Consider the following 13,857-nt stretch of genomic DNA (forward strand, 5'->3'; position numbering starts at 1 on the left):
ATGAAGGACAGGGCAGCAGTGGTTGGTCGACGGGCATTGGAAACGCAGGATATGGCTGGCCTGGAGTCCGCCTGGACTGCCATCCGCGCCGGTTTGCGCCGCGATCTGGGTGCGCGCCTGTTCGACCAGTGGCTGAAGCCCGCCCGCTTGGGTGACTATTGCTCCGAATCGCAGACGCTCGACCTGTTCGTCGCGACCGACTTCAGCGCCAATTTCGTTTCGGGCCAGTTCGGCGATCGCCTGCGCATGGCATGGCGCAGCGCTGGCGTCGGCGTGCGGGAAGTACGCGTGCGGCGCGCACCCGACGCCACTGGCCCGCGCCTGCTGGAAGTCGTGCATCTCGAACCGGCCGCAACCGAGCCGGCCGAATCGCCGATCGCCTCCAATTTCCAGCCGCGCCATGGCTTTGCCGAATTCGTCGTGGGCGAAACCAACCGGCTCGCCTTTTCCGCGGCCCAGGCGATGGCGGGCGAAGCCCAGCCGCGCTTCACCCCGCTCTTCATCCATGGCGCCACCGGCCAGGGGAAGACGCATCTGCTCCACGCGATCGCGGCGGCCTTTTCCGCGCACTCGCCTTCGGAGCCGGTCCTTTACATGTCGGCCGAGCGTTTCATGGTCGAATTCGTGAGCGCGATGCGCGCCAACGAGACGATGGCGTTCAAGGCGCGGCTGCGCGCGGCGCGCCTGCTGCTGATCGACGATGTCCAGTTCATCGCGGGCAAGGGATCGACGCAGGAGGAGTTTCTGCACACGATCAACGACCTGATCGACACGGGCGCGCGGATCGTCGTGACCGCCGACCGGGCGCCGCAGATGCTCGAATCGATCGACGCGCGCATCCTGTCGCGCCTGGCGGGTGGTCTCGTCGCCGACATCCGTCCGGCCGATCTCGACCTGCGACTCGCCATCCTCGAATCGAAGCGCGCCGTCGCCGGCGATCCCCCGGTGCCCGATGCCGTGATCGACTTCCTCGCGCGCTCGATTCGCTCGAACGTGCGCGAGCTGGAGGGGGCCTTCAACAAGCTGGTCGCCTATGGCCAGCTGACCGGCCGCTCGATCGACCTCGACTTCGCGCAGGGGATGCTGGCCGACGCAGTGCGCGCCAACGCCCGCCGCGTTACCGTGGACGAGATTCAGAAGGCCTGCGCGGCCCATTTCAAGATCGATCCGTCCGAGATGCGCTCCAAGCGCCGCGCCCGCGCGGTCGCCCGTCCGCGCCAGGTCGCCATGTATCTCGCCAAGAAGATGACGCCGCGATCGCTGCCCGAAATCGGCCGTATCTTCGGCGGGCGCGATCACAGCACGGTGATTCACGCGGTACGCACGATCGAGGCGCTGCGCGAGAGCAATCCCGACATGGACGCCGACGTCCGCGCGCTGCTGCGCCAGCTGGAGGGCTGACGGCCCTCTGGCGCTGGCCACATGATCGGCTAGGCTGGCGCGATGATTCGCCAGTTCGCCCTTTTCCTGCTCGCCGCCCTCAGCCTGTCCCCTGCGATTGCGCAGTCGGAGCCAGCTGCGCCCAATCCCGCCGACGTCCGGGTCGCGCTCGATACCGAGAGGGGGCGGATCGTCGTCGCCGTCCACATCGACAGGGCGCCGATCACCGCCGGCAATTTCCTGAAATATGTCGATCAGAAGCGGCTCGACGGCACTCAATTCTATCGCGGCGTCGGCGCGGCGGACTATGGCTTCGTTCAGGGCGGGGCGCAGAATGATCCGAAGCGGATTCTTCCGCCCATCCGGCATGAGCCGACGACGCAGACCGGCCTCACCCATGATGAGGGGGCGCTGTCGATGGCGCGCTACGCGCCGGGCAGCGCGACCGGGGATTTCTTCGTGGTGCTGGGCAAGATGCCGGCGATGGACGCGCAGCCGCAATCCGCCGGCGACAATCAGGGCTTCGCCGTCTTCGCCCATGTGGTCGATGGGCTGGACGTGGTGAAGGCGATCCTGGTCGCGCCCAAGTCCCCGACCAGGGGGGAAGGGGTAATGAAGGGGCAGATGCTGGAGACGCCGGTCAAGATCCTCACCGCGCGCCGACTGCCCTGAATATTATTCTCTGTACCCTCGGTCGATGATTCGCGCCGCCGCCATGTCGGCGGTCACATTACCCACGGTGCGGAAGATGTCGGGCACCGTTTCCACGGCCAGCAACAGCGGCAGCGCCTCGACCGGCACCCCCATGGCCAGGCAGATCGGGCCGGTGGTGGTGAAGAAGGTGATCTGGCTGGGCAGGCCCACCGCCGCCAGGCTGACGATCGCCGCTACCGCCACGCCCATGACGAGCTGCGTCGGCCCCAGCGCCACGCCGTTCATGGCGGCCACATAGAGGGCCACGCCCAGATTGGCGGGCGGGCTGGTGATGCGGAACAGCGAGATGGCCAGCGGCAGCACGATGCTGCGGCTGGTTTCGCGCACCGCGAGCGGCCCGTCGCTCGCCTGGATCATGGCGGGCAGGGAGGCGATCGAGCTTTGCGTCGAGAAGGCTATAGCCTGCGCGGGGAAAGCGGCGCGGGCGAAGCGGCCGGGGGCGATGCGGCCCATGATGACGACCAGCGGATAGACCAGCAGCGTCACGATGACGCAGATCAGCACGATGAAGCCGATATAGTGGAGCAGCGCACCTGCCGTGGCCAGGCCCGATCGCGCACCCGCCACCAGCGCCAGTGCGAAGACGCCGATCGGCGCGAGCCACAGCACCCAGTTTACCACCACCAACAGCGCATCGGCCAGAGCGTCGAACAGGCCGGTGAGCTGGCCGCGTCGTTCCTCTGCGATGCGCGTCACCGCAAAGCCGAAGACCAGCGCGAACAGGACGACGGCGACGACCTGCCCATCGGCGGCGGATTTCAGCGGATTGACCGGGATGAAGCCCAGCAGCCATTCGGCCGAGGGCCGCATGTCGGGCACGTCGGTAACGGGCCCGGCGCCTGCAAGCGCGCCGACCGCGCCGGCCGGAACGGGCCAGAGGTGCAGCATCAGCGGTCCGACCAGCGCCGCAACGCCGGCCGACCCGACCAGCAGGATCGCGAACAGGCCGATCGCCCGGCCCGCCATGCCGCTGCTGCGGGCCGTGGTCGCCGCCTGGGCGATGCCCGTCACCAGCAAGGCGAAGATCAGGGGGATGAGCGGCATCTGGAGGCCGCCGAGCCAAGCCTTGCCCACCGGTTGGGCGATGGCCACTACATCCGCTTCCCAGGGTCCGCCCCATTCGGCGAGTGTGATGCCGCAGGCCAGCCCCGCGACGAGGGCGATCAGGATGCGGACGGTCAAGGACATGGACGGCTTTCCCCTTCTCTGGTCCGCATCGCTCAGGGCAGACGGACCGGTCCAGTCTAGGCCGCCATGTCCTTAGAACAACAGAAGATTATTCGCCGAAGCCACGCGGGGCAGGATCGACGACCGACAGGGCGCCCGCCCCCACTTCGCTGACTTCCAGCGCGCGTTCGGCAATGCCGCCACGGGTGAAGCGGAAGGCGCCGTCAATGCCGGAAAAGCCGCCCGCGTCGCGCAGCCGGGCATTGGGGAAGGGGCTGCCCGGCTTCCAGTCCTGCGCGATCCGCACTGTCAGCAGTACGGCGTCATAGCCGAGCGAAGACAGGCGGAAGGGCGCGCTGCCGTAGCGGGCGCGATATTTGTTGGCGAGTTGGCCATAGAGCGTGTCCGACACGCTGGCGAACCAGGCGCCGCGCAGCACTGGGCTGGACGCCAGCGCGGTGTCCGTGTTCCACAGTTCCGTGCCCAACAGCCGGGCGCTCGCGCCGCCATTTTTCCGGACGATCGGCGCGACCTGCAACGCCACCCGGCCGCTGTCGGCGATCAGCAGCGCGTCATAGCTGGACGAAGCCTGCAACTTCTTGACCGCCGCCGTGATCGACGCGGGCGACCGGTCGAAGCTCTGCATCGACACCACCGTTCCGCCGGCCTGCTCGACCGCGCGCAGCAGCGCATTGCCGGCGCGTTCGCCATAGGTGCCGCGCGGCACCAGCGCGCCGAACCGGCTCAGTCCCTTGCCGCGCGCAAAGCCGACGACCCGCTCGATCGACTGGTTGGGATTATAGCCCATGATGTAGACGCCGCTGCCGGCGATGCTGGCGTCGTTGGAAAAGCTGATCACCGGCACATTGGCGCGCGCCGCGATCGGTCCGACCACACGCGCATCCTCCGCCAGCAACGGGCCCAGGATCAGGCGATTGCCCTCGGCCAGCGCCCGGTTCACGGCCGCCGCCGCACCCAGCGCGGTGTCATAGGTGGTGATCCGCACCTTGTCGGTCCGGGTATCGAGCAGCGCCAGCGTCGTGGCGTTGGCGATCGACTGGCCGACCCCGGCATTGGGGCCGCTCATCGGTACCAGCAACGCCACGCGATGGCGGGTCGTGTCGGTGGGCAGGCCCTGCGTCACGTCCGGCCCGGTCGGCTGGGCAGGGCCGCTGGGGGCCGCCGGCGCCGGCCCCTTGGGCACGATCGACTGACAGGCGGCGAGGAACAGGGCTGCCCCCATGAAGGCGATCCGCGCGCCCCGTTTCATTGCGGCGAACACATGGGTTTGCCGGGGGGCTTGCCGGGCGGCATCCGTCTCTGTCATCTGGCGTCCTTATGGAAACTCGAAATTCAGGGCTTGAGCCGGGGCTTTACATTGTTGCGGGGCCGATCGGCAACCTCGGAGACCTTACGCCGCGCGGCGCCGAAGTCCTGCGGCTGGCCGATGTGATCGCCGTGGAAGATACACGGGTGAGCGCACGGCTGCTGCGTCATGCCGGGTCGGATCGGCCGATGATTCCCTATCATGACCATAGCGCCGAAAATGTGCGCCAGCGGTTGGTGGAGCGGATGGCGGGGGAATCGGTCGCGCTGCTGTCGGACGCGGGCACGCCGCTCATCTCCGATCCGGGCTACAAGCTGGTGCGCGATGCGCGCGCCGCCGGGCGCAAGATCACGACCCTGCCTGGTCCCAGCGCGGCGATCGCGGCGCTGACGCTGTCCGGCCTGCCGACCGACCGCTTCCTCTTCATGGGTTTCCTGCCGGCCAAGGCGAAGGCGCGGGGCGATACGTTGAACGAGGTGGCCGCATTGCGGGCGACGCTGGTCTTCTACGAAAGCGGCCCGCGCCTGTCGGAGAGCCTGTCCGCCATGGCTGCGCATCTGGGCGACCGGGACGCGGCGGTCAGCCGGGAGATCAGCAAGGCGTTCGAGGAAACGGCGACCGGCACCCTCACGGACCTGTCCGCCCGCTACGCTGACGCGCCGCCCAAGGGAGAGATTGTCGTCATCGTCGGCCCGCCCGGCGAGTCTCCGCCGCCCAGCCCCGAGGATGCGGACGCCGCGCTGCTGGAGGCGATGGCGCGTCTGCCCGTGTCGAAGGCGGCGGGCGAGGTGGCGAAGAAATTCGGCCTCGACCGTCGGACCCTCTATGACCGGGCGATGGAATTGAAGGGGTGAGCCGCCAACAGGCGGAAAGGCGCGGGCGGCAGGCCGAACGCATCGCCGGCTGGTGGTTGCGCCTGAAAGGCTGGCAGATTGTCGGCCGGCGGATGCGGACACCGGCGGGAGAGGTCGATCTGGTCGCGCGTCGGGGATCGATGCTGGCCTTCGTCGAGGTGAAGGCGCGCGGATCGACGGCGGAACTCGATCAGGCGATCGACGAACGGCGGCTGGCGCGGGTCGCGGCGGCGGCGGACATCCTCTGGCACCAGCTGGCAAAACCCGGTGACGACATGCGAATCGACGTCATCCTCCTTGCGCCGGGCCGCCCGCCACGCCATCTGGCCAATGTCTGGCATGGGGGGTGATCGTCTACCCCGTCAACCATCCCGAAATGTCGTCGTTAGTGGAAGGTTTTCTGAATGACCGAACTCAACCCCCTGACCGTCGCCGTGCAGATGGACCCGATGGAGGGTATCAGGATCGCGGGCGATTCGACCTTTCACATCATGCTGGCGGGGCAGGCGCGCGGGCATCGGCTCTATCATTATCTGGCGCCTGACCTGACCTTGTCCGACGGACGCGTACTGGCCAGGGCGCGGCCGGTGAAGGTGCAGAAGGTGGATGGCGACCATTTCGCTTTCGGCCCGGAGGAGGTGATCGACCTCGGCCGTGACGTCGATGTCGTGCTGATGCGGCAGGACCCGCCATTCGACCTCAGCTATATCACCGCCACCCATCTGCTCGAACGGGTGCAGGAAGAGACGCTGGTGGTGAACGATCCGGCCAGCGTCCGCAACGCGCCCGAAAAGCTGTTCGTGCTCGACTATGCGCGTTTCATGCCGCCGACAATGATCACGCGCGACCTGGCGCAGGTAAGGCGCTTCCTCGCCGAGCATGGCGAGATCGTGGTGAAGCCGCTCTACGGCAATGCCGGCAATGCGGTGTTCCATGTCGGCCAGTCGGGGGCGAACCTGTCCGCGCTGGTGGAACTGTTCAATGCTTCCTGGGTCGAACCCTTCATGGTCCAGGCCTTCATCCCCGGCGTCGCGGAGGGCGACAAGCGCATCGTCCTGATCGACGGAGACGTCGCGGGCGCGGTCAACCGCATTCCCGGCAAGGGCGAGATACGGTCGAACCTGGCCGTCGGCGGATCGGCCGCCAAGACGGAACTGACCGAGAAGGAACGCGAAATCTGCGCCGCGCTTGGTCCGGAACTCAAGGCGCGCGGGCTGCTCTTCGTGGGGATCGACGTGATCGGCGGGCAATGGCTGACCGAAATCAACGTGACTTCGCCCACCGGGATCGTGTCGATCGACGGTTTTGACGGCACCGATACCGGCGGCATGATCTGGGACGCGATCGACGCCCGGCTGGCGCTGCGCGCGGCGGACTAGTCAACGACCTGTATTGAACGGAGGGGGAGGACGCGCGTTATCACCACCGTTCGTGTCCCTGAGAACCGAGTGAGCATATATTCATGACCGACTGGGTTCTCCGCCTGATCGATGCGGGCGGTTATTGGGGCATCTTCGTCCTGATGATCCTCGAAAATGTCTTTCCGCCCATCCCGTCCGAACTCATCATGGGGATCGGGGGCATCCGCGTCGGGCAGGGGCGGATGGAGATGGGCTGGCTGCTCTTCGCCGGGACGCTGGGCACCACGGTCGGCAATTATTTCTGGTATCTGGTCGGCCATGTATTGGGGTTTGCGCGCCTGAAGCCCCTGGTCGACCGCTATGGCCGCTGGGCGACACTGGAATGGCACGATGTCGAGGCGCTCGACCGGCTGTTCGGCAAATATGGGCAGATCGTCGTGTTCGTCTTCCGCTTCATGCCCGCGCTGCGCACCATGATTTCGCTGCCAGCGGGCCTCTTCCGCATGGGCCATGTCCGCTTCCTGCTCTGGACCGCCGGGGGCGCACTGATCTGGAACATCATCCTGGCCTATGCGGGATTCATCCTGGGCCGCAACTTCCGTGAGATCGACGCCTATGTCGGCCCGGCCGCGACTGCCTGCGTCGTCGGCGCGATCATCCTCTATCTCTGGCGGCTGGCGACCTGGCGGCCCAGGGGCTGATCGATCACGCCCTGGGATGGGCGTTGCGATAGATGTCGAGCAGGTGGGCGGCGTCGACCTGGGTATAGATTTGCGTGGACGACAGGCTGGCATGGCCCAGCAGTTCCTGCAAGCTGCGCAGGTCCGCGCCGCGACCCAGCAGATGCGTCGCGAAACTGTGGCGCAGCGCGTGCGGCGTAGTCCGGTCCGACAGGCCCAGTCGCCCGCGTGCGCCCTGCACCGCGCGCCGGATCAGCGCGGGGGACAGCGGTCCGCCCCGCGCGCCCCGGAACAGCGGCTCGTCGCGGGCCATGGGATAGGGGCAGGCGTCGACATAGGCGTAGACCGCCTCGGCCACCTGCGGCAGTAGCGGCACGATCCGGGTCTTGCCTCGCTTGCCGGTGACGCGCAGCGTTTCGCCCAGTGGCAGGATGTCGCCCTTGAGGCCCATCGCCTCGCCGATGCGCAGTCCCGCGCCATAGAGGAGCAGCAGCACCGCCCAGTCGCGCGCGCCGATCCAGCCTTCCCGCGCAGTTTCGGCGATGTCCGCGGCCAGCGCCACCGCCTCGTCGGGGGATATGGGGCGGGGCAGGCCGCGCTTGACCCTCGGTCCCTTGAGCTGCGGCAGTTTCGCGTCCTGGCCGCCGATGAATTTCAGGAAGCCACGCACTGCCGATAATTCGCGCGCCGCCGACAGATTGCCGATCCCGTCCATCCGCCGGCTGGTCAGAAAGGCGCGCAGGTCCGCCTGGTCGAGACTGGCCAGTGCCGCCGCGGTGACGGCCGCGCCGCGATGCTCCGCCAGAAAGGCGATCAGCCGCTCCGCCGTCGCCACATAGGCCCGCACCGTATGGAGGGAGCGCCGCCGGTCGAGCGCCAGATGCTGGCGCCAGCGTTCGACGAGCGATGGGGAGAGGGTGGCGGACATCATGGCACAAGCCTATCAGAGCGTCGAGTGGCAGGACAACCCGCCCTTGAAATCCGCGCCGAAATGGGCACATGGGAAGCATGGCTACCCCCTTCGATCCGGCCGCCCTGCCGACCGGACTCCTGATGCCGCTCAGCCCTCTGGTGGCTCGCGTGCTGGCGCCCAATCCGTCGCCCTTCACCTACACAGGCACCCAGACCTATGTGGTGGGATCAGAAGCGCTCGCGATCGTCGATCCCGGCCCGGACGATGCGGATCATCTGGCCGCGCTGAATGCCGCCATTGCCGACCGCCCGGTCGTCGCGATCCTGTGTACGCACACCCATCGCGACCACAGCCCCGCCGCGCGTCCGCTGAGCGAAGCCAGCGGCGCACCGGTCATCGGCTGCGCACCCCTGACGCTGGAGGATGACGGCCCGCGCGCCGACGCCGCGTTTGACGCCGATTATCGGCCCGACCGCGTGCTGGCCGATGGCGAGCAGGTGCAGGGGCCGGGCTGGACGCTGGCGGCGGTGGCGACGCCGGGCCATACCTCGAACCATCTCTGTTTCGCGCTGCGCGAGGAAAAGGCACTGCTCACCGGCGATCATGTGATGGGCTGGTCGACCAGCGTCATCTCGCCGCCCGATGGCGACATGACCGCCTATATGCGCTCGATGCAGCTGCTGCTCGATCGCGACGACGCGGTCTATTATCCGGCGCATGGCGATCCGATCGACAATCCGCAGCGGCTGGTGCGGGGCATGATGGGCCATCGCAAGCAGCGCGAGGGGCAGATCGTGCGCTTCCTCGAACGAAACGGCGACAGCGCCATCCCGGACATGGTGGCCGAAATGTACAAGGGCGTCGATCCGCGCCTGCATCCCGCCGCCGGCCGCTCGGTGCTGGCGCATCTCATCGATCTGGATGGCCGGGGCATCGCCGCCCCCCTCGGGGACGGGCGATGGCAGATGCGCTGAAGCGCCATGCCGCGCCGGTCGCGCTGGCGCTGCTGATCCTGCTGATGGGGGTAGCGATGCTGGTCGGCTGGCAACGCTATAACCGCGATTATGTGGTGGCGGTCGAGGATGACGGATCGGCGGTGACGAAGATCATCGCGGAGAAGATCGCTGGCTCGGCCAGTCTGCGCGTCTCGCAGCTCAACGGCACGATCCAGAGCACGGCGCAGGACGTGCGCGGCTTTGGCTGGCTCAAGTCCGACCAGGTGGTGAAGATGCCCTATTCTGTCGATTATTTCATCGATCTGGGCGGCCTCTCGGCGCGTGATCTGGAATGGAACCCGCAAAGCCGCACCCTCATCGTCAATGCGCCCGATGTGAAGCCGGATCGGCCCAATCTGGACGAGGCGCGCCGGACCCTGGTGCGTACCAGCGGCCTGTTCGTGACGCGGGAGGCGGGTGAGGAACTGAGCCGTCGCACCTCTGCGCACGCGCAGGTCCGGGCCGAAGCCTCGGCCCGATCGCCCGAGCGCATGGCGCAGGCGCGCGAATATGGCCGCGCGGCGATCGGAAAAGTCATGGCCGCGCCGCTGGCCGCGATGGGCTATGATGATGCGCGGGTGATCGTCACCTTCCCGCCCGAGCGCAAGGAAGCGAACCGGGAGCGATGGGACGTGACCACGCCGATCAACGAGGTACTGGCCAACGAGCGGCGGCAGCGCTAGGGCGCGCGCAAAGGGCCAGACATGGGACCGAGGAGTATCAGGGTATGACCGCCGTCACCGCCATTCCGCAGGGCATTGACCTGCGCGCGGAAATCGATCGCCTGCGCAAGGAGCGCAACGCCGTCATCCTGGGCCACTATTACCAGACGCCCGAAATCCAGGACTTGTCGGACTTTGTCGGCGACTCCCTTGAACTGTCGCGCAAGGCGGCGGAGACGGACGCGGACGTCATCGCCTTTTGCGGCGTGCGCTTCATGGCGGAAACGGCCAAGATCCTCTCCCCCGAAAAGATCGTCGTGCTGCCGGACATGGACGCCGGCTGCTCGCTGGAGGACAGCTGCCCGCCCGCCCAGTTCAAGGCGTTCCGCGAGGCGCATCCCGATCATATCGCGCTCAGCTACATCAACTGTTCGGCCGAGGTGAAGGCGCTCAGCGACATCATCGTCACCTCCTCGTCGGCGGAAAAGATACTGGCGCAGATCCCGAAGGATCAGAAGATCATCTTCGGCCCCGACAAGCATCTGGGCGGCTACCTCAAGCGCAAGCTGGGTCGCGACATGCTGCTCTGGCCGGGGGTCTGCATCGTGCACGAGGCGTTCAGCGAAACCGAACTGCTCAAGCTCAAGGCCCAGCACCCGGACGCGCCGATCGCCGCGCACCCGGAATGCCCGCCCTATATCGTCGATCATGCCGATTATGTCGGATCGACCAGTGGCATACTGGATTTCGCCAAGACCATGCCCGGCGACACGCTGATCGTCGCGACCGAACCGCATATCATCCACCAGATGCAGAAGGCGGTTCCGCACAAGAATTTCATCGGCGCGCCCGGCGCCGACGGCAACTGCAACTGCAACATCTGCCCCTATATGGCGCTTAACACGATGGAGAAGCTGTATCTCGCCCTGCGCGACCTCCAGCCGCGCATCGAAATGGACGAGACGCTGCGGCTGCAGGCGAAGAAGAGCCTCGACCGGATGCTGGAAATGGCCAGCGGCACGGTGGGTCAGGGCGATCTGGGCGCGCGCTGAGGCGAATCAGCTGCGATAGGTGAGCCGCTTTTCGCTGAGCATCGGCTGGTGCCATAATGTCTGGCAGGGAAAGGCGGCGAAGGCCGGATCTCGCGTCAGCAAGGTCAGGCCTTCCAGTTCCGCCTGCGCCGCCAGCATCCGATCGAACGGGTCGCGATGCGGCGCGTCATAGGCGCCGGCGCGCAGGCCGTGCGCCATGGTCAGGTTCAACGGCTTGAAATCCGCATCCAGGACCGCCGCCTCATAGCGATCCAGATAGGGCAGGAGTTGCGGCAATTTGCCCAGGCGCGCCTTGGTCGCGATTTCCCAAGCATTGACGCTGCTGACGAAAATCCGGTCGGCCCCGCTTTCGATCATCTGATCGATCGTGTCGGGCAAAAGGCTGCGATCGGTCCACCACCAGATCAACACATGGGTATCCAGCAACAGTCTCAATCGCCATGCCCCTCCCACAGGCGCAATTCTTCTTCGGGCAAGGGATCGAAAATCTCGTCGCCGACCGTGAAGAGGCCAGCAAACTGGCCGCCCCGACGTTTCGGACGCACCTGTACTGCATCGATCGGAACCAATTTCGCATAAGGCTTGCCGGCCTTGGCAAGGATGATTTCCTCGCCGGCATGAGCGCGGTCCAAGAGTTTGGAAAAGTGCGTCTTGGCTTCGTGAACATTGACGGTGGCAGTCATGAGCTTAATATGGACTAAGTCCATGGACTAAGTCAAGTCCGGAAACGGGTTGCGGCGCGCGGTGCGACACGGCTAGAGAGGGCGCCATGACCTTCTCCCTCCCCGGTTTCGATCTCGATGCCTTCATCGCTGCCACCCTGGCCGAGGATCTTGGCCCGGGTGGCTGCGACGTCACGAGCGAGGCGGTGATCCCCGCGGACGCTGTCTTCGAAGGCGTGATGGACAGCCGTGACGCGGTGACGCTGGCGGGGCTGCCGCTCTCCATAGCCTTCTTCCGCGCGCTCGACCCGGACGTGACGATCGAGCCGTTGCATCAGGATGGCGATCGCGTCGCAGCCGGCACCGACATATTGCGCATCCGGGGCAAGGCGCGGGCAATGCTGACGGCGGAGCGATCGGCGCTCAACACCGTCCAGCACCTGACCGGCATTGCCACCATGACCCGCGCCTATGTCGATGCGATTGCGGGCACGGGCGCGACCCTGCTCGACACGCGCAAGACGATTCCGGGCCTGCGCGTCCTGGAAAAATATGCCACCCGCATGGGCGGGGCGACCAACCATCGCATGGGTCTGTGGGACGCGGCGATGATCAAGGACAATCATGTCGGGGTCGCCGGATCGGTCGAGGAAGCGGTGCGCCGCGCAGTGGCCGCAGGGGTCGATCGGATCATCGTCGAGGTCGACCGGGTCGACCAGATCGAGCCGGCGCTGGTGGCAGGCGCGACGCATCTGCTGCTCGACAATATGGACGCTTCCACCCTGCGCGGCGCGGTGGCCCTGGTCGCGGGGCGCGTGCCGACCGAGGCATCGGGCGGCGTGACGCTGGAGACCATACGCGCCAGGGCCGATACGGGCGTCACCTATATCAGCGTCGGCCGCCTGACCCAGTCGGCTCCGGCTGCCGACATCGGCCTCGATTTCGCCTGTGCTTAAAATGCTGCTGCCCCTGATCGCGCTTGCCATGCCGGGCGTCGCCATGGCGCAGGCCGGCCAATGCCGCCTGCCTGCGGTGATCGCCCGCCCGCATGTCGAAGGGCCAAGCGACAGCGAACCGAAGCGCGTCCTGCCGATCGGCTATTATACGCTGGCGGTCAGCTGGACCCCGCAATATTGCAAGACGTCGCGCGGCGGCGCGCGCGATGCGTTTCAGTGCCGGTCGGACAACAAATTCGCCTTCACGCTGCATGGCCTCTGGCCCGACGGCTATGACCGGGAATGGCCGCAATATTGCAAGTCCGCTGGCCCCCTGCCGCGCAAGGTGATCCGAGACCATCTCTGCGCTACGCCCTCGGTGCAGCTGATCCAGCATGAATGGGTCAAGCACGGCACCTGTATGCCGACGACCCCGACCAAATTTTTCGCCCTGTCGCGCAAACTCTACGCCGCCCTGCGCTATCCCGACATGGCGGCGCTAGCCGCGCGAACCATCCTGTCTGCGCGCGATTTCGCCAAAGCCTTTGCCGCGGCGAATGCAGGCATGGTCGAGGACGGCATCCGTCTGAACGTTACACGCGACGGAAGCTTGAGCGAAGTGTGGATCTGCATGGACCGCCAGTATCGCTACATCGCCTGCCCGCCGCAGCAGGGCGGGGTCAAGGACCGGGCGCAATTGCGGATCGAACCGTTCCGCTGACCGTCACCCGTCGATCGTCACCGTAGAGGGATGGTGGCGGTCGAGATGCTTGCGGATGATGCGCAGATTCTTGCTGTTGGACTTGTAGAGAAAGTCGAACAGGTCGCCCGCGAAGGGGATCGCGCCGATCAGCGTATCGACGCCGACATTGGCGGCCATGCGGGTGATCTGCCATTTCGACATGCCCAGATTGCGTGCTTCCCACACGATCCACGCACCCATGGCCGCCGTCGCGATGTCGCCGACCACCGGGATCAGGCCGATCAGGCTGTCGAGCCCCACGCGCCGGGTGGTGCCGGGAATGACGAACAGCCCCTCCAGCATCGCCTCCATCGCCTCGATCCGGCGGCGCACCGAGGCCGGATCGCGGCCAAAGCCCGGCAAGTCCCGAACCATGCGGTCGAACTGATCCTGCGAAAGCGCCATTATCCTGT

At 66.6% G+C, this 13,857-nt stretch carries 16 protein-coding genes and 1 pseudogene; 11 read left to right on the forward strand and 6 right to left on the reverse strand.

Annotation, left to right across the window (positions count from 1 at the left end; genetic code table 11):
* Window positions 1-1,401, forward strand: a complete 1,401-nt coding sequence (gene dnaA, locus K3M67_RS00005; protein WP_066864598.1) for a chromosomal replication initiator protein DnaA — start codon at window positions 1-3, stop codon at window positions 1,399-1,401.
* A 42-nt stretch (window positions 1,402-1,443) separates the two neighbouring features.
* Window positions 1,444-2,052: a peptidylprolyl isomerase gene (locus K3M67_RS00010; RefSeq protein WP_285831948.1), complete on the forward strand. Its 609-nt coding sequence runs from the start codon at window positions 1,444-1,446 to the stop codon at window positions 2,050-2,052.
* Between the two features lie 3 nt (window positions 2,053-2,055).
* On the opposite strand, the gene K3M67_RS00015 is transcribed toward K3M67_RS00010, so the two are convergent.
* Window positions 2,056-3,282: a dicarboxylate/amino acid:cation symporter gene (locus K3M67_RS00015; protein ID WP_285831949.1), complete on the reverse strand. Its 1,227-nt coding sequence runs from the start codon at window positions 3,280-3,282 to the stop codon at window positions 2,056-2,058.
* Window positions 3,283-3,370: 88 nt separating this feature from the next.
* Window positions 3,371-4,531 (reverse strand): penicillin-binding protein activator, encoded by a 1,161-nt coding sequence (locus tag K3M67_RS00020; protein WP_157102668.1) that lies wholly within the window; start codon window positions 4,529-4,531, stop codon window positions 3,371-3,373.
* 68 nt (window positions 4,532-4,599) lie between these two features.
* Here K3M67_RS00020 and rsmI point away from each other — a divergent pair, with 68 nt between their 5' ends.
* From rsmI to K3M67_RS00040, 4 genes are all read left to right on the forward strand, one after another.
* Entirely contained in the window at window positions 4,600-5,442 is an 843-nt protein-coding gene (gene rsmI / locus K3M67_RS00025) for a 16S rRNA (cytidine(1402)-2'-O)-methyltransferase (protein ID WP_285831950.1), read from the forward strand.
* Window positions 5,439-5,792, forward strand: coding sequence for a YraN family protein (locus K3M67_RS00030; RefSeq protein WP_285831951.1), 354 nt, complete (start codon window positions 5,439-5,441; stop codon window positions 5,790-5,792). Before rsmI ends, K3M67_RS00030 begins: the two co-directional genes overlap by 4 nt.
* A 54-nt stretch (window positions 5,793-5,846) precedes the next feature.
* The gene (gene gshB / locus K3M67_RS00035; protein WP_066864581.1) at window positions 5,847-6,821 is read left to right on the forward strand and encodes a glutathione synthase; all 975 of its coding nucleotides are present in this window, start codon (window positions 5,847-5,849) and stop codon (window positions 6,819-6,821) included.
* Between the two features lie 83 nt (window positions 6,822-6,904).
* Window positions 6,905-7,504: a DedA family protein gene (locus K3M67_RS00040; protein WP_285831952.1), complete on the forward strand. Its 600-nt coding sequence runs from the start codon at window positions 6,905-6,907 to the stop codon at window positions 7,502-7,504.
* 4 nt (window positions 7,505-7,508) lie between these two features.
* Here the strand turns inward: K3M67_RS00040 and K3M67_RS00045 are convergent, their stop codons facing one another.
* Window positions 7,509-8,411, reverse strand: a complete 903-nt coding sequence (locus K3M67_RS00045; RefSeq protein ID WP_285832957.1) for a tyrosine recombinase XerC — start codon at window positions 8,409-8,411, stop codon at window positions 7,509-7,511.
* 125 nt (window positions 8,412-8,536) lie between these two features.
* Between K3M67_RS00045 and K3M67_RS00050 the strand changes: the two are divergent.
* The 3 genes and pseudogenes from K3M67_RS00050 to nadA form a co-directional block, all read left to right on the forward strand.
* Window positions 8,537-9,298: pseudogene (locus K3M67_RS00050) on the forward strand (MBL fold metallo-hydrolase); the annotation flags it as partial.
* Between the two features lie 116 nt (window positions 9,299-9,414).
* Complete coding sequence (locus tag K3M67_RS00055; RefSeq protein ID WP_502958908.1) at window positions 9,415-10,074, forward strand: DUF4230 domain-containing protein; 660 nt, start codon at window positions 9,415-9,417, stop codon at window positions 10,072-10,074.
* Between the two features lie 44 nt (window positions 10,075-10,118).
* On the forward strand, window positions 10,119-11,105 hold the full coding sequence (nadA, locus tag K3M67_RS00060) for a quinolinate synthase NadA (RefSeq protein ID WP_066864469.1): 987 nt from the start codon (window positions 10,119-10,121) through the stop codon (window positions 11,103-11,105).
* Between the two features lie 6 nt (window positions 11,106-11,111).
* Here the strand turns inward: nadA and K3M67_RS00065 are convergent, their stop codons facing one another.
* On the reverse strand, window positions 11,112-11,540 hold the full coding sequence (locus K3M67_RS00065; protein WP_066864466.1) for a type II toxin-antitoxin system VapC family toxin: 429 nt from the start codon (window positions 11,538-11,540) through the stop codon (window positions 11,112-11,114).
* A complete protein-coding gene (locus K3M67_RS00070) occupies window positions 11,537-11,788 on the reverse strand; it encodes a type II toxin-antitoxin system Phd/YefM family antitoxin (protein ID WP_066864463.1) in 252 nt (83 codons plus the stop codon). The genes K3M67_RS00065 and K3M67_RS00070 overlap by 4 nt, the downstream gene beginning before the upstream one ends.
* Before the next feature lie 86 nt (window positions 11,789-11,874).
* Here K3M67_RS00070 and nadC point away from each other — a divergent pair, with 86 nt between their 5' ends.
* Together nadC and K3M67_RS00080 are read left to right on the forward strand one after the other, a co-directional pair.
* Window positions 11,875-12,723 (forward strand): carboxylating nicotinate-nucleotide diphosphorylase, encoded by an 849-nt coding sequence (nadC, locus tag K3M67_RS00075; RefSeq protein ID WP_285831955.1) that lies wholly within the window; start codon window positions 11,875-11,877, stop codon window positions 12,721-12,723.
* The gene (locus K3M67_RS00080) at window positions 12,716-13,423 is read left to right on the forward strand and encodes a ribonuclease T2 family protein (RefSeq protein ID WP_084439262.1); all 708 of its coding nucleotides are present in this window, start codon (window positions 12,716-12,718) and stop codon (window positions 13,421-13,423) included. The genes nadC and K3M67_RS00080 overlap by 8 nt, the downstream gene beginning before the upstream one ends.
* Before the next feature lie 3 nt (window positions 13,424-13,426).
* On the opposite strand, the gene K3M67_RS00085 is transcribed toward K3M67_RS00080, so the two are convergent.
* Window positions 13,427-13,849 carry a DUF4112 domain-containing protein gene (locus K3M67_RS00085; RefSeq protein WP_066864453.1) on the reverse strand — a complete coding sequence of 141 codons (423 nt, stop codon included), beginning with the start codon at window positions 13,847-13,849 and terminating at the stop codon, window positions 13,427-13,429.
* Window positions 13,850-13,857: the final 8 nt, after the last annotated feature.

It is taken from the genome of Sphingobium sp. V4 (genome assembly GCF_029590555.1).
GTDB lineage: Bacteria > Pseudomonadota > Alphaproteobacteria > Sphingomonadales > Sphingomonadaceae > Sphingobium.